The sequence below is a fragment of the Allocatenococcus thiocycli genome, assembly GCF_921292965.1.
In the GTDB taxonomy this organism is placed as follows: Bacteria; Pseudomonadota; Gammaproteobacteria; order Enterobacterales; family Vibrionaceae; genus Vibrio; species Vibrio natriegens.
The window spans coordinates 24,657-46,205 of sequence record NZ_CAKLCK010000020.1; the positions used below are offsets into that span (position 1 = coordinate 24,657).

Genomic DNA, 21,549 nt, shown 5'->3' on the forward strand with positions numbered 1-21,549 from the left:
TGGTGTTCTAAATATTAAAAACCTCCCTAAATCAGGGAGGTTTTTTTTGTTTAGCAAACTACTGGGTTTCTTCCTTGGGAAGGTGCAGTTCGTGAACGTTTTCACCTTCAAAAGTATCTGCATACTCTTTAGGTGGCGGTGTCCAACCACGCTCAGAACGAGAAAGATTATCGTGGCGGTCTTTGCCCATTTCCTCCGCCATTTTTTCCTCTAACTGAATAAACAGCAGGCGATAGTTGTTATCAAAGCGTTTCCCTTCCGAGTCGTCTTCCCACGCTTTGTACAGCATTTCTGATTTACGTTCCTCAACGCGTTTGTAGGTCGCTTTTTGCTGTTCGACATAGAAAGGGTGAATGCCAAGAACATTCATTGTTTGCCCTCCCAATTCTAACGCTGAGTGATAAGTTTCTGACTCAATGATATCTGCTCCTGCCTGTCTCAAAAGGTAGCCATCGCCTCGGTCGAAAGCGCGCGCGAGAATTTTCACCTTGGGGTAGGTGTGTTTTACGTATTTGACTAACTCAACACTGGCTTCTCGATTGTCGATAGCGACGACAAATGCTGCTGCTTCTTCGATACCAGCGGTATGCAGCATGTCTGGACGAGTTGCATCACCAAAATAAGCACGAGTGCCAATTTGGCGCAAGTTATCAACTTGGTCGGCTTGGTGGTCCAGCACCACGGTATTGACCCCATTGGACACCAATAAGCGATTCACTATTTGCCCGAAGCGCCCGATTCCCGCAATAATTACCGTTCCTTTTTCTTCAATCGTGTCACTTTCTCGTTGATTAGACTGACTCTCGAATCGAGGCAGAATGACCTTATCAAACAAAATAAACAGTCCTGGCGTCAGGAACATGGATATCGCGACAACAAGAGACAGGGTTTGTGATAACTCATAAGGGATCACGTGGTTTTGTACTGAGAAGCTGAGTAGTACAAAACCGAACTCACCGGCTTGAGCCAAGCTCAGCGTGAACAACCAGCGGTTACTGCCTTTAACTCGGAAGGTGATCCCGAGGCTAAACAGCACTAAGGCTTTTAACACCATGACGCTAAGTGTCAGTGCCAAAATTAACCAGAACTCACCAAACAAAACGGAAAAGTTAATCCCCGCGCCAACGGTGATAAAAAACAAGCCTAGTAATAGCCCTTTAAATGGTTCGATGTTGGATTCAAGCTCATGGCGGAACTCGCTGTTGGCTAACACTACTCCGGCCAAGAAGGTTCCCAGCGCAGGCGATAGGCCAACCAAGCTCATCAGTGCAGCGATACCGATCACTAACATCAGGGCGGTGGCGGTAAAGATTTCGCGCAGCCCTGAGCTGGCAACGTAACTGAGTAGAGGACGGCTCAAATAGTGTCCGCCAACAACGACGATAGCAATCGAAGCGGTTATCACCAGCCCGTACGCCCAGCCTGGTAAATCGGCGACGAGATTTAAATCGTCGTGGTGCTGCGCTGCAGTTTGAGCAGTTTGTTGAGCGAGCTCCACGAGTTCAGGTAATGCGAGAAGTGGAATGAAAGCCAGCATTGGGATAACGGCAATATCTTGAAAAAGAAGCACGGAAAATGCGTTTTTCCCACCATCGCTTTTCGTTAAACCTTTTTCGCTGAAAGTTTGCAGTACGATCGCCGTGGAAGAAAGGGCAAAAATCAAACCTATCGCCAGCGAAATGGTCCATGGCTGGTCAAAGTACAAGGCAATCGCCATGATAGCGCCTGTGGTTCCTACAACCTGAAGACCACCTAAACCCATTAAGCGATTACGCATTGCCCAAAGCATTTTAGGTTCGAGTTCCAGGCCGACTAAGAACAACATCATCACGACGCCAAATTCAGCGAAGTGCTGTATAGTCGTTGTTTCTTCTCCAACCAAACCAATAATTGGGCCGATGACAACGCCCGCGATTAAATAGCCTAAGACGGAACCGAGACCAAACCGCTTAGCGAGCGGTACAGCGATGACTGCGGCAAAAAGGTAGACAAAAGCCTGTAAAAATATTCCTGTCATGAGGCTTCCTTAATCAGTTCAGGCAGAGCGCTGTTGAGTTTAATCAGTGAAGCAGCTGCATCAATATCAAGCCTGTCTTCAACCAATGCGGTTAATAGCTTTCTGTAGCGTTCCACATGCCGAGGTATCCGGCCTTCTTCTGCTGCCGTACGTGCTCCAAACATTGCCAGAGGGGCGACGTAGTTCATGCCTGTCAGAGCGGACATTTGTTCAATAGGAGCCAGCAGCTCACGAATCGTGAAATGGTTATAGCCTTCCGCTTTGTAAGCTTCTTCTTTGCCGCCAGCAGAAAGCACACAAAGCATGGTTTTGCCTTGTAACTCAGTACCATCGGTCCCATAAGCAAACCCATATTCTAAAACCAGATCTTGCCACTCTTTTAGAATCGATGGGGTAGAGTACCAATATAGAGGAAACTGAAAAATCACTACGTCATGGTCGCGCAAGCGCTGTTGTTCACGATCGATATTGATATTAAATCGCGGATATTCACCATAAAGATCGACACATGTTACGCCATGTATTTTCTGAGCTTCTTTAAATAGCTTTATATTCACTTCTGAACGATGTTGAGAAGGGTGAGCAAAGAGAATTAATACTTTTTTATTGGTCATGGGGATCCTTGCCAGCTGCTTAACCTAACTGGCTACGAGGAACAGTTAGGCGTGAGTCATTTAAAAATGTAACCCATATAGAATAGCGTTGCTAGACAGCGATATAGTGTTGTTAGGCAAAACGGATGAGAGTTTCGGTCAAGACGCACTCAAAGCACTCTCTCGGGGTGTGCTCAGGCTTGATATAAGACTAAAAAGCCAGTACTGATTTAGCTACTGGCTTTGTTTTTGAAGAGTCGATGTTCGTCCATATGTTGGGATAGGATAGCTATGAAATTAAGGACAAACCTGCAGTCTAATGATTGATGATAACGCACTGTTTAAGGCTTAAATTGATTTAAACAGTAATGAGTTCGATACCTTTTGATCGAATTTGGGATTGAGTATCGGCTTCGAGACTGCTATCGGTGATGATATGCGTGGTATCGACTAAATCACAGGCTTTGTAGAGCGAATAAGCTCCGTACTTTGAACTGTCCGCAATCAACACCTTTCTGTTGGCGTTTAGAATTATGTCTCTTTTCAAAGACGCCTTTTCTTCGGTTGGTGTTGTGACACCTTTTTCCAAGCTCCAGCTGTTACAAGTTAGGAAGGCAATATCTGGATGAATAGAGCGGAGTAGCTGTCTACCATGCTCACCAATGGTTGACTGGCTGCTATGGTCCACAGCGCCTCCGGTAACAATGACTTCTATCTGTTTAAACTCAGACAGAAACAACGCGATGTGCAGATCAACCGTAATAACTCGAAGTGGTAGATGAGTAAGGTTTTTGACCAACGCCATTGACGTGGTCCCGGCATCCAACACGATGGAATCTCCAGCCTGAACTAATTCCGCTGCTCTGTCTGCGATGTGTTGCTTTTCTCGCATACTGCGTAGCATTTTTTCATTAGTAGTTGGCTGATTGGCGACAAATCGATTTAAAGATACGCCACCATGAGTTCGGGTGATGACACCTTGCTCATCCAGTTTGATCAGGTCTCGTCTAATCGTGGCAGGTGATGCTGCCACAACTTTGACCAAATCATCCACTGTCACCAGGTTATGGTGTTTGAGATACTCAGTTATTTGCTCAACGCGGTGTTTTTTCATACATTGCTCAATTTAACCGCCAATTCGACGGACTTAATCATACTTTCAGGGTTCGCTTTACCTGACCATGCAATATCAAATGCAGTACCATGGTCTGCAGAGGTGCGGAAAAACGGCAAACCAGCGGTAATATTAACACCGTCGTAGAAGCCCATCAATTTCAGAGGGATATGTCCTTGATCGTGGTACATGGCAACGACAATATCATATTGGCCTTGTGACGCTTGTAGGAATACCGTATCTGGTGGGCATGGGCCATAAACGTCAACGCCTTCTTTTTTCATTGTTTCGATACATGGGTTCAGGACTTCAATCTCTTCGGTACCGAACAAACCGTTTTCGCCAGCATGAGGGTTAACGCCTGCAACTGCAATTCTAGGCGTTTCGAAACCAGCTTTTTTCATAAACTCGTCAGCAATCTTAATCACTGTGTTTACGCGAGTCTGATTCAGAGTCTCCAAGAATTTTAGCAACGCGATGTGTGTAGTTACATGGATAACACGTAGTGTATCGGTGTAAAGCACCATTGCGTAATCTTTAGTATCCGTAAGCTTCGCAAGCAACTCGGTGTGACCAGGGTAATTATGGCCTGCCAAGTGCAACGCTTCTTTATTCAGAGGCGCTGTGGCAATTGCGCTGATTTCACCATCTAGGGCTAGCGAAGTTGCTACTTCGATACAACGGTAGGCAAGGTCACCAGCTTGGGCTTGCACTGTGCCGATCTTAAATGAACCGATGTCTTCCAGTGGAATATCGATAACATTCACAACGCCAGTACTAAAATTAGCTTCACTAACCTTGTTAATAACATTGATTTCTTGAGATGGGGCAAGATCTTGCTTAAGCACTTCCTCAAGAACTTCAACACTACCGATTACCACACAGTTTGTTCCAGATAGCGAATCTTCGGCTAGTGCTTTAAGAATGATTTCCGGGCCGATACCTGCAGGGTCGCCCATTGTAATACCAATTACACCTTTCATTATTTGACCTCTTTATTTAAATGCTGAATAACTTTAGAGAAAGTGCTAGCGTCGCCAAACCCGCCTGCTTTCGTGAAGATAGGAAATTGGATTAATTCGCTATCAAGTGTTCCCCATGGCACGCAATCAGCGACAATACCGCCGATGTTGTAGGTAGGGGCGTTCAATTTCTGCGCGGTGGCTATGGCAATGTCACCCCCGCAAAGAATCATGCCTCCGAGCTTTTGAGTGGGCTCGAGGGTGGCAATAATTTGTGTCGCTAACTCCGCCAAGCAGTTACGAACATGCTCAGCCAGTGCTTTTTGAGATAAGTTGTGTTGCGCTGCTATCGCGCTGAGCTCATGTCGAATCTCAGGGTCTTTGCAGCTTCTTATTACGCAGTTGTGATTGCTGTTCAGCCATTGGATGGCTTCTGATGATTTAGCTTGTAAGTACGACTCAAACTCAGAAGACAACAACGCTTCTAGTTCCAGTGCAACAACTTGCGCGATTTCATTTTCAATTAGGAACTGTGTTTGTTTGAAAGTGGTTTGGCTCATCGACCCAATTATCGCCAACACAGGCCCTTTAGTGTGATTCAGTGCTGGCGTTGGAGTGCTTGTATTGTCGACGATTGCTTGGGTCAGTTCCCCAGTGGTGACAAAGACCGTTGGTATCGATAACTTCGCCGCTGCCTGATAGAGATCAAGCAAATCTTTGTTTGAATTTGCGTCACAGACAACAATTCTGGTACCGCTTTCATAAAATTTATTGAAATGTTGTTCGTGAGGATCATTATTGTGATCTGACTGAAGATATTCACTCATTTCACTGGTAGTTTGTGAGCCCAAGATATCGACGATTCTTGAGGAAGTAATCGGCGATTTCGGATCAGAAGCAAACTCTGTCTCTGACAGTGGAGTGTCGTTGACATAACAAAGGCCGTTAACCGTTTTTCTTTTAGCGATTGGGGCGGCGATTGCGACGATGGCAAAAGCATAACCGGAATCAATCAATGCTTCGATTTCGTTTCCAACATTGCCACGCAAAGTTGAATCGACTTTCTTTATAAGCAGTGGTTGATGTTCAGCTAGATGAAAGCGTTTTGATATCTGAGCGAGCTCAGCTTTCGCGTCTTGCTTGTCTAGATCTCGGGAGTCAGTACAAATGATGCGAACGGCGGTACCTTGGTCGCTAAGTACTTCAGGAGTAAGCAGAACTTGTGTTTCTACTCCTGATGAGGCTAATGCGACACCTACATCGTTTGCGCCAGTGAAATCGTCAGCAACAATGTAAACAGGTTTCTCTATTCCTTCCTTCATGACGAAATTCTTACTCCAAGATTTGCAACTACAATTATTGTAATCAAAAAATCGCTCAAATAAAGAACTTTTTGATTAAATTTAATCAAAATGATTATTTGTGAGCTAAATCTCGTCGATGACCAGAATTTTTATGTATAAATATATCAAGTTTAATAACGGCGATGATTGAAAATAATCAGTCCTAGCGAAAGATAAGGGAAGTGAATGAATATTTTTACAACTGTGATAAGTGGTGGCATCGAACAGATGTTTCAGGTGTTATCAAGTGAACAGAATCTGTTAATAATGACAGACAGCAACGTTATTAAGCTGGACAAGGTTCAGTCGTTTGTTTCTTCACTTGATAAGCAGGGATACCACTATACGTTAGTCAGCGACTTACCTGCAGAGCCGACCAACCTTGATGTCGAAAGCCTACTCGATACATTGCCAGAGAGCGTAGATGCTGTTGTTGGTATTGGCGGTGGTAGTGTCCTTGATATTTCGAAACTGATTTCGGTGCTTTACGCATCACCTTCAGAGAATCTGGCGTGCTTTAACCGCTTATTAAAAGGGGAAACACCAGAATCACGAATTCCTTTAGTGCTTGTTCCTACTACAGCAGGTACTGGTGCAGAAGCAACGCCAAACTCAATCATCGCGATCCCAGAGCGTGCAACAAAAGTGGGCATCATTTCTCCAGTGATGCTTCCTGATTATGTTGCTTTGGTGCCTGAGTTGACCACTTCTATGCCAGCGCACATTACTGCTTCAACAGGGATTGATGCGTTATGTCACTTAATCGAGTGTTACACCGCGAGCGTAGCTAACCCAGTTGGTGATAACTACGCGCTGATCGGCATGCAGAAGTTTTTCGCGAATATTGAGCAAGTGATTGAAACACCAGAAGACTTAATGGTTCGACTTAACCTTTTGTGGGCTTCGTACTACGGCGGGGCATCCATTTCTCATTCTGGTACCCACCTTGTGCATGCGTTGTCTTACCCACTTGGCGGCAAATATAAAATTCCACATGGCCTGGCGAACTCACTGTTGCTTGTGCCAGTTATGAAGCATATCTACAGTCACTGCGAAGAAAAGTTAGCGAATGTCTACCGACTACTGCCTTCTGCCAACCTTGAGTTGTCCGAAGCAGAAATGGCATCCGCGTTGGTAGATTACTTAGAAAACCTAGTGCAAAAGCTAGGCCTACCTACTTACCTCAATGACATTGGCATTGAGCGCGAACAGTTACCTGAATTGGCGGCTAGCGCAATGCAAGTGACCCGTTTACTTAACCATTCACCAGTTAAAGTTTCTGAACAAGATGTTTTGGAGCTTTATCAGAGCATCACTAAGTAAGGACAAACTATGACCAGCCCAATAACAGGTCCACACGTTGCTGTTGTTACCCCTTTCGACAGTCAAGGTACATTGGACGAAGCTGCGCTAAGAGCACAAGTTCGCAGACAGCTATCAAACGGTAATAAGATTTTCTGTAATGGAACGAATGGCGAATTCTTTGTCTTGAGTGATTACGAAAAGCGTCGAGTAACAGAAATCTGTCTTGATGAAGCAAAGGATAGCAACCTGGTTGTTACTCATATTGGTGAAACGAACCTTGCTCAAACCATTCAACATGGTAAAGACGTTGCAGCGATGGGAATTAAGGCTGTATCCGTAATTACGCCTTGGTTTTCAGCTTTACGTCCACAAGAGTTAGTTCGTTATTTCCAACAAGTCGCGGATGCGGTGCCGGTTCCTGTTTACCTGTACAACATTCCTGCTCGCACCGGAAACACGATCACGCCAGAGATTGCTGCCGAGTTAGCGAAGCATCCAAACATTTATGGCATCAAAGACAGCGCTGGCTCTCTAGAAAGTCTGCAGGGATTCCTTGCTGTTAGTGAAGAAGCGGAAAACTTTGATGTACTGACTGGTCCGGACTCACTGATTCTGACTGGTTACAACCTTGGAGCTGTTGGTTGTATCTCGGGTATCGCGAATATTGTGCCAGAGCTTGTTAACCAGGTTTATCAAGGTTTCGTACAAGACGACCAAGAGTTAGCAAATAAAGCACAAGAAAAGATAAATCATTTACGTGCAACCCTATACCCAATTGCATTTGCGCCTGCTGTTGTTAAGAAAACGATGAATTTACTCGGTGAAAAAGTCGGAGAGAGCCGTTACCCGGTCTATTTCACTCAGGAAGATACCGACAAGATATTGTCTATTGTCAAGGCATAGCCAGACGTATACTTATAATAAGGATCCCCAGTAATGTTTAACAAAAACCTTAAATCTGCACTCAAAACCGCTGTATTGTGTTCAACTCTTGTTGCTGCAGGCGTACAAGCTGCCTCTACCGCAAGTATTATTTCTCAGCCACCAGGAAACGGCTGGTACACGTATGGCACGACATTTTCACAATTAATTCCGCGTGCTACTAACGATGAGTACAAAATCAAACTTATCCCTCGTGGCGGCGGTATGACAAACCCTGTTGTTGTAAACCAAGAGAAAGCTGACTTTGGTTTCGCAACATCTAACGCTGCTGTTTGGGCTCGCGATGGTCTGACAGACATCTATAAAGGCCGCACGAACAAAGAACTGCGTATGGTTCTGGATAATGTTCAACAAGCGTACACCATCACTGTGGCTCGTAAAGCATGGGTTGATCAGACTGGTAACGATACTTGGGAAAAAATCATCAACGCCGATAAAGTCATTATCGCGATGAAGCCAACAGGTTCTCAGGTTCCTATCATTGCTGATTACATCTTTGAATCTTTAGGTACCGACTTCGAGACCTTAAAGAAAGAAGGTAAGATTGTTCAAATGGGCAGTGGTCAAGCAAGCCAAATGATGCGTGATAACGCTATCGATGTTTATATTGATAACGTTCCAGCGATGCACCCTAACTTGACTGAAATGACACTAACAAGTGATGTAACTTATATCCCTTACTCTGATAAGACGCTTAAAGATTTGGCGAAAGTTGGTCTGCCAACGGGCACGATGCCTTCTGGTACTTATGATGGCCAATCGGCAGATTACGTGAACCCAGTTAGTGCTACTGTATTTTTAACTAACTCGAAAGTGAGTGATGACGTTGTTTATAACGTAACTAAATCACTGGTTGAAAATCAGGCTGAAATTAAGAAGTCACACTCACCTCTAAAATTCTGGCACCCAGAAGAGATTGGTCAAGCAGAGCAACTAGTTGAGCTACACCCAGGCGCAGCTAAATATTACAAAGAACAAGGCTGGATTAAATAAGTCTAGTTTGAGTAAGACAGATGTATATATAAATAATATATGCATCTGTTTCTCTAAAGCTTTAATTAAGCTTTGCTTAATGAGTTTAGTAAGTAGGGTATTGTTATGAACTACAAAAACTTTATGAAAGCACTAACTGCGGTAATTGGTATCGCATATATCGTGTTTTTACTTCGACAGTTTTTTTATCCGCTATCTCCTTTAACGGCTGCAAGTATTCATGTCTTTACGGCGACAGCTTTAGTTTTATGTTTTCAACCTCTTGAGTTTAAAAACCGCGCGTTTTTATATCTCGGTAGAATAATTAACCTTATTTTTATCGGATTAACATTGTCGGTGGTCTACCACTATTATACGTCAATCCCAAGGTTAGAAACTCGCCTGGAAATGATCGACGATGTATTATTCTCTGATAAATACGCGTTTATTGTTGGCTGTTTGATGCTATTTGAAGCAGTTCGACGTTCAGTAGGCTTCTCTCTTCTCTCTGTTGTTATTGTCTTTGTTGCCTACGGTTTCTTAGGTCCATACTTCCCAGGCTGGACTGCGTTTGAAGGCTTCTCTTTAGATACAATGACAGAGTTAATCAGTATGCAAGCTGATGGTCTGTTCGGTATCACTGCAAGTACCGCTGTTAACTTTGTATTCTTCTTCGTTATGTTTGGTAGTGTGTTCACCATGACTGGCGGCGGAAGCGTATTTATTGACTTAGCAATGAAGGCCACTGCATCTCTGACTGGTGGCGCAGCAAAAATGTCACTACTTGGCTCTGCTTTGTTTGGTATGGTGAGCGGCTCTGCGGTTGCAAATACAACCTCGACAGGTGTACTGACGATTCCTATCATGAAGCGCTCTGGCTACAGTAAAGAACAAGCTGCAGCGACAGAAGCGATTGCTTCAACTGGTGGTCAGCTGATGCCGCCTATCATGGGTATCGCCGCGTTTGTTATGGCTGACATGCTTGGCATTCCTTACGCTGAGATTGCTGCTGCAGGTATTATTCCGGCTGCTGCGTTTTACTTTGCACTGTTCATCATCATCGATCTACGTGCGAGAAAAACAGGTACAGGTAATATCTCTAAAGAAGATCTACAATTTGAGCCGATTCTTCCACGCCTGCACTTATTGATCTCTCCAGCGTTCTTGGTGATTGCTCTGATTTCTGGATACTCTGCACCATACGCGGCTTTCATCGGTACGGTGTTTGCTCTGATTGCACCATTATTCAGAAAGCATACTCGCTACAGCTATAAGATTATCTACCCGATGATCATGGATGTGGCTAAGCAAATGTCTTGGGTTTCTGTGCCTCTTGCATCTGTTGGTATCATCATGGTGCTGGCAACTCAATCAAACCTAGCATTTAAATTCGTAGAAATATTGAGTTCTGTCGGTGAGAACAACCTTTACCTATCGCTGGTTATGGTGATTGTTGGTTGTATTATCATGGGCATGGGCTTGCCTACGGTTGCAGCATACATCATCGGTTCAATTATCTTTGCTCCGGCAATGATTTCGATGGGTGTTGATGTGCTGGCTGCAAACATGTTCATCATGTACTACTGCGTACTGTCAATGGTAACGCCACCAGTTGCGCTATGTGCTTACGCGGCATCAGCAATCGGTCATAGTGACTCGTCGAAAACTGGCTTTATCGCATTCTCTTATGCACTGGTTATTTTCTTAGTACCGTTTAGCTTTATTACAGACCCTGTCGTGCTTTGGAAAGGTAGTTGGTATCTCATTCTGATTGCTTTCATGGGTATGCTTATGGCGACATTCTGCTGGGCTGTATTCCTACAAGGCTGGCTGAAGAAAAACCTGAATATTGTGGAAAGATTACTGTTCTTAGTTGCTAGCTTAGGTATTGTGTTAGATAACTCTGCATCACCGTTCTGGTTCTTCTTTATCGGTATGGCGACCATGTTAATTCTATGGTGCTGGAAGTCTTCTGCAAAAAAGGTTAGTTCAGCAACGACCCTCGCATAACTCCTCGGTTACGAATATAGCTCTCTAAAACAGAGAGCTGTATTTACTCAAGTTTTAAATTTTAATTTATAGGGCAAATTCAATGAATCAAGAAGCTATTACTGTAGAACGTGACGGTAAAGTAGTGCCAGTTGAGCATCGTGAGCAATACTATAACGCGATGCTACCTTCAGACTATCCTCAAAACCACGCATCGAATTTGCTTGTTTTACCAAATGGTGACTTGCTATGTACCTGGTTTGCAGGAACTCAGGAAGGGGTGTCTGATATTTCTATTTTGTGTTCACGCTTACGTAAAGATTCGAATGAGTGGGAACCGGCAGTCAAACTGTCCAATGACCCAGAGCGTTCTGAACAAAACCCAGTATTATTCTTGGATCCAGACAACACACTTTGGTTGCTTTGGACAGCTCAACTTGCGGGTAACCAAGATACGGCTATTGTGCGTTACCGTAAGTCTTTTGATTTGGGTGAAACTTGGCAAGATATCGATGTATTAATCGATAAGCCTGGAACGTTTATCCGTCAGCCTATTGTTGTTTTACCTAATGGTAACTGGTTACTTCCAATATTTAACTGCACGATCAAGCCGGGCGAGAAATGGGTGGGTAACTACGACACCAGCAGCGTAAAGATCTCGGAAGACAAGGGTCAAACGTGGAGAGACGTAGACGTACCAGAAAGCTTGGGTTGCGTGCACATGTCGGTAGCGCTATTGAAAAATGGCTCTCTAATCGCGGTATACCGTAGTCGTTGGGCTGACTCCATTTACCAAAGCTACTCCCACGATAATGGTGAGACCTGGAGTGCGCCAGTTCCGACTGAGCTGCCAAACAATAACTCTTCGATTCAGCTTACCGCGTTGAACAACGGTGACCTGGCGATGGTCTTTAATAATATGAGTGCAGAAGGTGCAACGGATCGTCGTAGCTCCTTGTATGATGAAATTGAAGACGATAGCGATGCAAAAGAACCTGAAATTATCGATGGAAAAAGTGCATTCTGGGGAGCACCTCGTGCACCAATGTCACTGGCTATCTCTAAAGATGACGGCGCAAGCTGGCAAATCGTTGCGAACCTCGACGAGGGTGATGGCTTCTGTATGACCAACAATTCACAAGAAAAACTCAATCGTGAATTCTCATACCCGACGATTACTCAATCTAGCGACGGCGCTATTCATATTGCCTATACATATTTCCGCCAAGCAATTAAATATGTACGTATCAATCACCTATAAATAGGCGCAACTAAAACGGTAGCCTGATATATCGGGCTACCGGCTATTAAGAGATACTATTATGATATGTGGAAATCTATTATCACTAAACACTGCTGGTTTGCCGAAAACGTTTAAAGATATTTTATCTCATCCAGAATGCTTATTTGATTCGCTTATTCAATCAGATGACGGAAAAATTCAATTATCTGATCAAGGGTGGTTCGTTAATATTGGTCCGGCGCAAACACAAGAACAAGAAGTAAGACACACAGAGTTTCATCATCTGTATGCCGATATACAGGTTGTATTGGAAGGTGAAGAAATTATTAATTACGGTGTTGTTGATTGTTCAGATGAAGAAGCGGTAGAAAAGAAACCGGATTTATTAATTTTAACGAATCCAACGCTGTCTCAATCTGTCCACCTCAAACCAGGCGACTTCGCTATTTTCATGCCAGGTGAGCCTCATCAGGCTTTGTGTATGGTTTCAGAACCTAAGCAAATCCGAAAAGCCGTTTTCAAAGTCCCTCTATCTATCTTGGGAGAATGATCATGAGTCGTCATGCCGTCGTTACAGGCGCAAGCTCTGGTATCGGGCAAGCAATTGCTGAAACGTTACTTTCCGAAGGATGGAAGGTTACTGGGTTAAGCCGTTCCAAAGTTGAACATGAGAATCCTAATTTTGTCAGTCAGACCGTCGATTTGTTTGACACTGACAGCTTAATTAGCTGTCTGGAAACCTTGCCTTCGGTTGATGCGGTTATCCATGCTGCGGGGAAAATGGTGGCAGCCCCTTTAGGTGAGTTGAATATCGAAGAGAGCCAGTCTGTCTGGCACCTTCACGTACACGTAGCAGAAATATTAGCCAACCACTTTGCGACAAAACTGGGCGATGGTGGGCGAATTGTGATTATTGGCAGCCGCACGTCGAAAGGGGTTGCTGGTCGTTCGCAATACGTCGCGACTAAATCAGCTTTATTTGGCATGGTACGCAGTTGGGCTGCTGAATTAGCGCCGAAAGGTATTACCGCCAACATCATTGCTCCTGGCGCGACAGAAACGCCGATGCTGCTAAACCCAGACAGAAAGTCATCCCCACCAAAGCTTCCACCAATGGGGCGATTTATTTCTCCTTACGAAGTGGCAGAGTACGTGAAGTTTATTCTTTCACCGCATGCTAGCGCGATTACAGGTCAGGAACTGGTCATGTGCGGAGGAGCGTCTCTCTAGAGGGATCGGATCTGCTTAGTCGATAGAATCAAGGTTATGGGGATGTACTTAATAAAAAGCCAGTAGTTTAAAACTACTGGCTTTTGTTTTATGCATCGTACATATCCGCGCTGGAAATTTGAAAACCCTAGTCGTGAATAGGCACAACCAGAATATCGACTGGTGACTTATTTATTAGATGACGAGAGTAGGAGATAAGTTTGCTCCACAAATCCTGATGGTGACCACAGATCAGTAAGTCGACTTCTTGCTCTTTTATGGTTGTTTCTAGTTTGTCAGCTAAATCGCCAGTACCCACAAAGAAGTGTTTTAGTGGGTAGTCCATATAATCGCTGAACGTTTTTAGACACTCCATCGAATGCTCATTTAGCGGTACATGATCTGGGTTAGCTTTAATATCCACGAGCTCGCGATAAATTTCACCATGAGTACCATCCACATGGATGAATGAAATGTCGGAGTCGAGGTAGTTTGCCATTTCTACTGCTCTATCAATCAGCACTGTGCTTTCATCAGCAAGTTCTAGTGCGACAAGAATATGTTTGTATTTCATAACCACGCCCTTAAGTGGATTATATTCACCCTAAGCATAGTATGGCTTGACAAAAAATTGTGTCGACAAGATCTCGAAACCAGTTAAAGGTGTAAATAAAGATCAATAAAAGTAATGAGTTGGAGTGATTTGTTAGTGTTGACTGTTCGCTCACTAATTTTGGTTTCGACGATGCAATGAGTCTCATGATAGCTGCTTATTCACGGTTTAGTCGGAAAGAGCGTGAGGCGGAGGCACAGAGTGCTTTCATGTGTATAAATATTGAGACAGAAGTTGATGTTTGTCGCTGTGTTTACTCTTCACTAGCAAATCGCAATTGAAAATAGACTGGTTTTAAATGGCTAGAGTAGGACCGTTTTTACAACGACGAACTCATAGGGCATGCAGTCTCATCGCGTGTTCTTATACCAATATGAGTGAGGTTTGGGAGAGCAAAAGTAAATCTGGACTATCGATTCAATACTTTCTTCGCGCTCTACTTCATTGAGACCTATGCTTTGTAACAACGGCAGTGTTTTTCAATAACCTACATCGGTTCACTGTGGCATAGGTTCTATCTAAAAATAATAGGCTTTGTTATGAAAAATCTATCAAAAATCATCGTCGCAGGCTCGCTATTAAGCTGCGCGACGGTTCAAGCAGCTGGTTTATACTTATACGAAACGAATACAACGGACATCGGTCTCGCATCTGCAGGGATGGCTGCAAGAGCACAGGATGCGTCAGTTATGGCAGCAAACCCTGCTGGTTTGGCAAATGTTTCAGGTCAATCTTTCTCTGGTCACTTAATCAGTCTTTATGGCGATGCACAGCTGGATACATTAGCGGGAGATGCGGGTAACGTAATTGGTTTTGTTCCTATGGGCTCTGCATTTTATAGTCAGAAAGTGAACGAAAAATGGACGTTGGGTATCGGTCTATATGGAAACTATGGTCTTGGACTGGGCTACGAAGGGTTGGTGGACAGAACCGTTGCTAAACTAGATATTCCTACCGCGATTACACAAGCGGTAACTGTCCAGCCGAGTGCTTCTTATCGAATTAATGACCAGTGGTCGGTGGGAGCTGCGCTCGGTGTTCAGTATGGTAAATATCAAGTGGAAGCAAACGCCAGCTCGGCAAATAATAATTTCTCATTTGAAGATGATGATACCGATGTTCAGGTCAATGGTCGCTTTGGGGTGCTGTACGAGTTGGTTCCAGGGACGCGCTTCGGGCTATCTTACTCGAGCGAGACTAAGTTTGAGTTTGAAAACTCAGAATCTGTTGCACCTCAACAAGTGATCTTCAGTATTTATCAGCAGATAAATGATAAGTTTGCGTGGATGGGTAACGTGAACTGGCAAGACTGGAGCGAGTACCAAACCACATTGAATGTCGATACTCAGGATACTTATCAGGTCGCTTTTGGTACTCAGTATGAGCTGAATAGCAAAGTGATGTGGAATGCTGGTGTGGCGTTTGATAGCAGTATGTATGAGGATCAGTCGAAGGGGGACATTACCGTTCCTACTGGTGATGCATACCGACTAGGCACAGGCGTTGATTACAAGTGGGATGAGAAAAATACAGTAAGCGTCGCATTTGAAGCTGTCATCATTGACTCGTCGGAATCGACGTTGGCGAATGGTACTAAGCTAGCCGGATACAAAGACCCTACGTTGTACTTCCTAAGCTTCGGCTATAGCTGGAAAAATCAATAATAAGAATTAATCGGTACCCCGAGTTTAGATGAAATAAAAACGCAGTGATTGAGCTGCGTTTTTATTTATAGCTGATTGGGTAGGCTGAATCTGCGACGAATTAATTGCTCTCTTTCTTTTCTTCCATCGACTTTTGATATTGATGCTTCAGAATATACATACGCTTAACGTCTCGATAACCACCATTAATGAAATACTCTTCAATTAAGTGGCCTTCTTCTATAAACCCACACTTTTTATATAAGTGGATTGCAATTTCATTTTCTACTGCTACTAACAGATAAATTTTACGCAGATTGAGGATAGAAAATGAATAGTCTAACGCTCTGTGTATCATCTCCATGGCGTAGCCACGGCCTTGGTGCTCCGGCGCAATGATGATCTGAAACTCTGCGCTTCGGTGGATGTAGTTTATCTCGATAAGCTCAACTAAGCCGATAACAATACCGTCAATATCCTCTACGACGAAGCGTCTTTCTGCATCGTCATGAATGTGCTTTCGATAAAGTTCCTCTAGCTCATCGTAAGATTCGTAAGGTTCTTCAAACCAGTAAGCCATAATATTTCGGTTGTTATTTAGCTCGTGGATAAAACGAAGGTCCGATCGTTCTAACGCACGCATTTTTAGCCCTTTCGTCATGATACTTCTCCAATGGGAGCAGGTGTTGCTCCTATTCTTATGTGTGAAAATATTAACTTACTATACGGAATTTTATTACTTGTTTTTTTATGATTTAGTGAAGTTTATCCGTGTTGAAAAATAGCAAGGAGAGGGATGAAAAATAGTAAAAAACTTAATCCTAACGACAAAAAAGCTGATTAGGTAAACGATGCTATTTCATATTAAATACCTCGCATTGACTCATTGTCTAAATCTGAATAAAAGGTATTTTATATGTTTTCAATCGGCGAAGAAGTAGTTGCAACTAAGGGTGTTGACCTAGGTAAAATGGTAGTTAGAGGTGTGAGCAGCGGCGGTTATTACACACACGTAAAAGCGGGCGAAGCGACGTTAACATACCCAACTAAAGACCTTAAGAAAGCATAATTGAATCTGCTCATCTCGCTGGTACCTGAGTAAGTCTGGAGTCAGCGCGAGTAGGGATAAAGGTAGCGTTTTAGGTCGCTACCTTTTTTTATTTTGGGCTTCATGGTTTATTTCAACGCGGTTTCTACCCGTTTCTTTTGCTTTATATAACGCTAAGTCAGCTCTTTTAATCAGTGGTTCAAACGAATTATCAACACTGCACACTTGAGTAACCCCAATACTGGCAGTTATCGGCATTTCAAGGCCAGAGTGTTTCATGACGGTGCTTTCTAGTGCGTTGCGGATGGTCTCTAATGTATCAAGTGCTTCCTGAGATGATCGTCGTCGAAGGACAATCGCAAATTCTTCGCCTCCAACTCGCGCAAGTAAATCGTAGTCACGCAAATGACCCTTTATGGTATTAACTACGTGAATCAGCGATTTATCGCCAGCATCGTGCCCATACTTGTCATTTAACTTCTTGAAGTGATCTAAATCCAGAATAGCTACGTGGAACTTGATTCCCTGAGTACGGTAGTCTGAAAGGCGGTTTTCAATCTCACGCATGAACTCTCTGCGGTTTGGTATTCCCGTAAGATCATCCGTTTTCGCAAGATGCTCCATTTTCATGACCTGAATATGTAAAGCGATATTCAATGCAATCCAGTTCGCGATACATTGCAGCTGCGAGGCTTGTTCTTTAGTGTAAAAGTGGGTTTGATTGTGGGCGACATTCAGCGTACCCAAACAAGCCTTGCCGTGCATCAAGGGCGCATCCATACACGTCCCCATTCCGCTTGAAGACAGCATGACACAATCGATTTCATCGGATTGGCTTAAGTCGTCACAAATGATCAATTGCTGAGTATCAAAAGCTCGGCCAACGAAAGACTGGGCAATTGGCACGAGAAAATCTGTCGGGATCGCTTTGTTTCCAGAAAAAGAGTAGACCTTCAAGAAGTCACTATTTTCATACAAAGTAATACTTGCGCGATCAGATTCAAAGATTCGGTGAATCCACTCTGCGACGGTATCAAGTACCTGCTGTAAGGTTTGTGACTGAGCCAAAAAGTGAACAAAGCCGATCGGCAAACATATCGGGCTTTCCATGTTTTGCGTCGATAGGTCAGTGGGGGCAAATGTTCTTTCAAGTCTCAATAGCCATCTCCTCGGGCATTCCCTTAATATAAACAATAAGTAACGCTTAGATATTTTCAAGAAAAATATTAACGCTGAATAACATGCGATTAATTTGTCGCCTATTTCACCCTAGTGTTAACGCAAAGTGAGAACTATATCACTTTATCTGGTGATAGGAATTAATAACCCGAAAGATGTATACAGTAGGAGTTGAGTGACTGTAAATACTACTAAGAAGGTAGACATAGGAGAAATCTTGGATAGCTTAGCGTAAAAAGTGCCCTTGTTAAGGAAGGGAAGGGCACTGCGTTTTCGTTGCTAGATGTTTCGGTACTTATACAAAATAAGTTGGCTAATTTGGGCGATGAGTTGCTCTCTTGCCTGAAGCGACAGCTCGGTTTCTGCCAGGTAGATACTGATGTATACCGGTTTATGGTTTTCTTTCCAGATGATGGCGTTAAAGCCAAGTGAACCGTTGCCACCTGCTCCTGATCGATCGGCAATAGACCAACCCGACGGTAAAACGGAACGCATGAGTGGATCAGACACTTTACTGTCTTGCATCCAAATTTTTAATTGAATGCGAGATTCATAAGAGAGCGCATCACCATCGATCAGTGTTTCAAGAGTGTTTACCATAGCGTTAGGCGTTGTCGTGTCATGCTTATCGCCCGGCATAGCTTCGTTGACGCTCGGTTCCGCGCTGTCGAGTCTGGTGGCTTTGTCTCCGATGGTACGCAGGAAAAGCATGACCGACTTAGGCCCGCCGATTTCACTCAGTACGAGATTCGTCGCTGTGTTATCGTTCATCAACATCGCGGCTTCGCAGGCATGCTCAATACGGACATTCTGCCCAGCCAGTTTATCCATGATGGGAGACCACATCACCATATCTCGTTTTTCTACAGTCGCGGTGGCATTTTTTTTGAGGATACCGGTATCCATCTCACTCAGCATGGTTGCGCAAGCTAGCGTTTTGAAGGTACCGACTAAAGGAAATCGTTCGTCACCACGATAAGCCCAGTGTTTATCGGTCTGAGTATCCCAGACGGCGATCCCAATGCGTCCGGAGATCTGTTGCTCAAGAAGAGAAACGTCTTCATGTAGTTTCGATGCGTGACTTAAAGGTGAGCCGACCATCAGCGCAAGCAAAAAAAGTAACTTTTTCATGAGTGATTATCTTTATTAATTTTTCTGGTTCGCATTGATGCGAAATCAACCGTGACTATAGCGATGGAGTGCGCTAACGACTGTTAAATCCCTGTAGATTTTTTGTAGAATTCCTCTCAAGTGATGCGTTTTTCTCTGCTTTACCTTTGTTTACGTTGCTTTACGTATGGTGCACTAAACTAGAATTGTCGTCAGTGGTGGAGTAGTGAGCATGAAAACAGTACGGAATTCTATATGTCTTGTTATTGCAGTCGTTTCGGTCATATGGTGTTTGAGTGAACCACAGCTGCTTTCATCGACGCAGTTTTTCTATTGGCGCTCAGCGCTGATTCAATATTCAGGTGTTGTATCACTCGCCTTAATGTCTATTGCTATGGTGTTAGCACTGCGCTTACCTGTTGTAGAAAAATGGGTGAATGGTATGGATAAAGCCTACCGGGTTCATAAGTGGTTGGGTATTTCGGGAGTGAGTTTAGGCATTGTGCATTGGCTGCTTTATCAAGTACCCAAATGGTTAGTCCAGTCTGGAATGCTGGAAAAACCGCTTAAACATACCGGGGAAGGGCCTAGTGGGAATAACTTAACCGCGTTGGAATCCTGGATTGTTGACCTGCGTGATGTTGGCCTTAGCCTTGGCGAGTGGGGCTTCTATTTATTAGTTGTGCTGTTTGTTATTTCGCTCTGGACTGTCGTGAAGTACAAGCCTTTTAAAGTCTCGCATCGCATGATGGCGGCGGTCTATTTGATGATTGCGGTTCACTCTGTGTTGTTGATCAAGCGAGCCTATTGGGGTGAGTCGATTTTCTATATTTCTATCGCATTCGCCTTAATTGGCAGCGCTGCGGCTATCTATAGCTTGTCGGGTTTTGTTGGCCGAGTTAACCGTCACAATATGAAAGTGAAATCGACGCGCTTTTTCCCACAAGCTCGAGTCATGGAATTAGTACTCACCCCAACAGATTCTTGGCAGGGGCATAAAGCAGGACAATTCGCCTATATACGATTTGGCGATGAAGACCCGCATCCGTTTACCATCGCCTCCGCTAATGGTGAACCAGAGTTACGTTTCTTGATCAAAGAGTTAGGTGACTTTACGACAGGCTTATGTGAAAGGGTAAAAGCAGGCGATGAAGTTACTCTGGAAGGGCCTTATGGTCGATTAGAGTTTGACGTCACCAAACCTCAGATCTGGATAGCGGGTGGTGTTGGTATTGCGGTTTTCTTTGCGATACTTGCTTCATTAAAAGAGCGTAAATCGCATCAGCCAGTGCATCTATTCTATTGTGCACGCGGATTGGATAGTCAACTAGTGGATGAGTTATGGCGTTGTGCTCATCACGCGGATGTTGAATTGAGTGTTATTGATACTCAGGTTTCGGCAAGACTTAACGCACAACACATCGTTAAGCAGTGTGGTAATTTGGCAGACTATGAGCTTTATTTCTGCGGGCCTGAAGCATTTTCTTCAGCATTGAAGCAACAGCTGATGGAGTATCGATTCGACACCGAGCATCACTATCATGAAGAGCTATTTGTGATGAGATGAGCATCCGTTTGAACGAATAAAAGGAGCGGCAATCCGCTCCTTTTGTTTTATGGATGTACCGTCCCTGAAGGTTATAACTTCAGTTTTTTCACCATGCCAGCTTCTGCGTGGCCCGGGATGTTACACGCAAACTCGACATTGTTGTCGCCGTGGAAGTGCCACAAGAGTTGCTTAGCTTTGCCCGGTTCAACCGTTACGGCATTATCTGAATCATGCATATGATTGCCAGACATGTTTTTCATCATTTCACGGTGCTCTAGCTGTTCTTTGGCTGAACCAATGGTGAACTCATGATTTATTTTACCCGTGTTCATTACGACAAATTGGACAACGTCATTGGGTTCGATCTTCACTTCTTTTTTAAAGGTGATTTTCATGTCATCACTTAAAAGAACGTGCACGACTTTATCCGGTTTCGCTCCATTTGCAGGCATGCCGACGGCAGACGTTGCTACCATGCCTCCCATACTAGAATGATCCATGTTGGAATGGTCCATAGGCATGCTGTCGCTCTGCGCATGTTCCATAGGCATAGAGCCGTGATCCATGTTGTCATGGTCCATGGTTGAGTTATCCATCTGAGCAAATACACTGCCAGAGGCTAAGGTCAGAGCAAGAGTGATCAGTGTCTTTTTCATATCGGTTTCCTTTATCGTCAATGAGGTAGTGCGCTATGGTCATTGGAACCATAGCGCTTTAT

20 protein-coding genes are annotated in these 21,549 nt (G+C 44.0%); 10 read left to right on the forward strand and 10 right to left on the reverse strand.

From position 1 onward, the window contains the following. Nucleotides 1-58: 58 nt before the first annotated feature. The 5 genes from L9Q40_RS07510 to L9Q40_RS07530 form a co-directional block, all read right to left on the reverse strand. Nucleotides 59-2,017, reverse strand: coding sequence for a monovalent cation:proton antiporter-2 (CPA2) family protein (locus L9Q40_RS07510; RefSeq protein WP_498792947.1), 1,959 nt, complete (start codon nt 2,015-2,017; stop codon nt 59-61). Next, nucleotides 2,014-2,631: an NAD(P)H-dependent oxidoreductase gene (locus tag L9Q40_RS07515; RefSeq protein ID WP_065298250.1), complete on the reverse strand. Its 618-nt coding sequence runs from the start codon at nt 2,629-2,631 to the stop codon at nt 2,014-2,016. The genes L9Q40_RS07510 and L9Q40_RS07515 overlap by 4 nt, the downstream gene beginning before the upstream one ends. A gap of 337 nt (nt 2,632-2,968) precedes the next feature. Then, nucleotides 2,969-3,724, reverse strand: coding sequence for a DeoR/GlpR family DNA-binding transcription regulator (locus L9Q40_RS07520; RefSeq protein ID WP_498792948.1), 756 nt, complete (start codon nt 3,722-3,724; stop codon nt 2,969-2,971). Then, on the reverse strand, nt 3,721-4,707 hold the full coding sequence (gene pdxA / locus L9Q40_RS07525; RefSeq protein WP_498792949.1) for a 4-hydroxythreonine-4-phosphate dehydrogenase PdxA: 987 nt from the start codon (nt 4,705-4,707) through the stop codon (nt 3,721-3,723). The genes L9Q40_RS07520 and pdxA overlap by 4 nt, the downstream gene beginning before the upstream one ends. Continuing rightward, nucleotides 4,707-6,008: a four-carbon acid sugar kinase family protein gene (locus L9Q40_RS07530; RefSeq protein WP_498792950.1), complete on the reverse strand. Its 1,302-nt coding sequence runs from the start codon at nt 6,006-6,008 to the stop codon at nt 4,707-4,709. Before L9Q40_RS07530 ends, pdxA begins: the two co-directional genes overlap by 1 nt. Nucleotides 6,009-6,215: 207 nt before the next feature. On the opposite strand from L9Q40_RS07530, the gene L9Q40_RS07535 reads away from it, so the two are divergent. From L9Q40_RS07535 to L9Q40_RS07565, 7 genes are all read left to right on the forward strand, one after another. Continuing rightward, entirely contained in the window at nt 6,216-7,352 is a 1,137-nt protein-coding gene (locus L9Q40_RS07535; protein ID WP_498792951.1) for an iron-containing alcohol dehydrogenase, read from the forward strand. 9 nt (nt 7,353-7,361) lie between these two features. Beyond that, entirely contained in the window at nt 7,362-8,237 is an 876-nt protein-coding gene (locus tag L9Q40_RS07540; RefSeq protein WP_498792952.1) for a dihydrodipicolinate synthase family protein, read from the forward strand. Nucleotides 8,238-8,270: 33 nt separating this feature from the next. Further along, nucleotides 8,271-9,269: a TAXI family TRAP transporter solute-binding subunit gene (locus L9Q40_RS07545; protein WP_014234694.1), complete on the forward strand. Its 999-nt coding sequence runs from the start codon at nt 8,271-8,273 to the stop codon at nt 9,267-9,269. Between the two features lie 105 nt (nt 9,270-9,374). Next, a complete protein-coding gene (locus L9Q40_RS07550) occupies nt 9,375-11,258 on the forward strand; it encodes a TRAP transporter permease (protein ID WP_014234693.1) in 1,884 nt (627 codons plus the stop codon). A gap of 82 nt (nt 11,259-11,340) precedes the next feature. Continuing rightward, nucleotides 11,341-12,498 (forward strand): sialidase family protein, encoded by a 1,158-nt coding sequence (locus tag L9Q40_RS07555; RefSeq protein ID WP_014234692.1) that lies wholly within the window; start codon nt 11,341-11,343, stop codon nt 12,496-12,498. Nucleotides 12,499-12,559: 61 nt separating this feature from the next. Further along, nucleotides 12,560-13,030 (forward strand): NanQ anomerase/TabA/YiaL family protein, encoded by a 471-nt coding sequence (locus L9Q40_RS07560; RefSeq protein ID WP_498792953.1) that lies wholly within the window; start codon nt 12,560-12,562, stop codon nt 13,028-13,030. Between the two features lie 2 nt (nt 13,031-13,032). Then, nucleotides 13,033-13,710, forward strand: coding sequence for an SDR family NAD(P)-dependent oxidoreductase (locus tag L9Q40_RS07565; protein ID WP_014234690.1), 678 nt, complete (start codon nt 13,033-13,035; stop codon nt 13,708-13,710). A gap of 127 nt (nt 13,711-13,837) precedes the next feature. On the opposite strand, the gene L9Q40_RS07570 is transcribed toward L9Q40_RS07565, so the two are convergent. After that, nucleotides 13,838-14,263, reverse strand: a complete 426-nt coding sequence (locus tag L9Q40_RS07570; RefSeq protein WP_014234689.1) for a universal stress protein — start codon at nt 14,261-14,263, stop codon at nt 13,838-13,840. A 578-nt stretch (nt 14,264-14,841) separates the two neighbouring features. On the opposite strand from L9Q40_RS07570, the gene L9Q40_RS07575 reads away from it, so the two are divergent. Then, nucleotides 14,842-15,966: an OmpP1/FadL family transporter gene (locus L9Q40_RS07575; RefSeq protein WP_498792954.1), complete on the forward strand. Its 1,125-nt coding sequence runs from the start codon at nt 14,842-14,844 to the stop codon at nt 15,964-15,966. Nucleotides 15,967-16,066: 100 nt separating this feature from the next. Here the strand turns inward: L9Q40_RS07575 and speG are convergent, their stop codons facing one another. Beyond that, nucleotides 16,067-16,606 carry a spermidine N1-acetyltransferase gene (gene speG / locus L9Q40_RS07580; protein ID WP_014234687.1) on the reverse strand — a complete coding sequence of 180 codons (540 nt, stop codon included), beginning with the start codon at nt 16,604-16,606 and terminating at the stop codon, nt 16,067-16,069. A 255-nt stretch (nt 16,607-16,861) separates the two neighbouring features. Between speG and L9Q40_RS07585 the strand changes: the two genes are divergently transcribed. Beyond that, nucleotides 16,862-17,014, forward strand: a complete 153-nt coding sequence (locus L9Q40_RS07585; protein WP_014234686.1) for a hypothetical protein — start codon at nt 16,862-16,864, stop codon at nt 17,012-17,014. A gap of 78 nt (nt 17,015-17,092) precedes the next feature. Here the strand turns inward: L9Q40_RS07585 and L9Q40_RS07590 are convergent, their stop codons facing one another. Then, nucleotides 17,093-18,151: a sensor domain-containing diguanylate cyclase gene (locus tag L9Q40_RS07590; protein ID WP_024372867.1), complete on the reverse strand. Its 1,059-nt coding sequence runs from the start codon at nt 18,149-18,151 to the stop codon at nt 17,093-17,095. Nucleotides 18,152-18,451: 300 nt separating this feature from the next. Beyond that, nucleotides 18,452-19,303 carry a CARB/PSE/RTG family carbenicillin-hydrolyzing class A beta-lactamase gene (gene blaCARB / locus L9Q40_RS07595; protein ID WP_498792955.1) on the reverse strand — a complete coding sequence of 284 codons (852 nt, stop codon included), beginning with the start codon at nt 19,301-19,303 and terminating at the stop codon, nt 18,452-18,454. Nucleotides 19,304-19,514: 211 nt separating this feature from the next. On the opposite strand from blaCARB, the gene L9Q40_RS07600 reads away from it, so the two are divergent. Next, nucleotides 19,515-20,849 carry a ferredoxin reductase family protein gene (locus L9Q40_RS07600; protein WP_498792956.1) on the forward strand — a complete coding sequence of 445 codons (1,335 nt, stop codon included), beginning with the start codon at nt 19,515-19,517 and terminating at the stop codon, nt 20,847-20,849. A gap of 71 nt (nt 20,850-20,920) precedes the next feature. Here L9Q40_RS07600 and copI read toward each other — a convergent pair whose 3' ends face one another. Continuing rightward, nucleotides 20,921-21,487 carry a copper-resistant cuproprotein CopI gene (gene copI / locus L9Q40_RS07605; protein ID WP_498792957.1) on the reverse strand — a complete coding sequence of 189 codons (567 nt, stop codon included), beginning with the start codon at nt 21,485-21,487 and terminating at the stop codon, nt 20,921-20,923. Nucleotides 21,488-21,549: the final 62 nt, after the last annotated feature.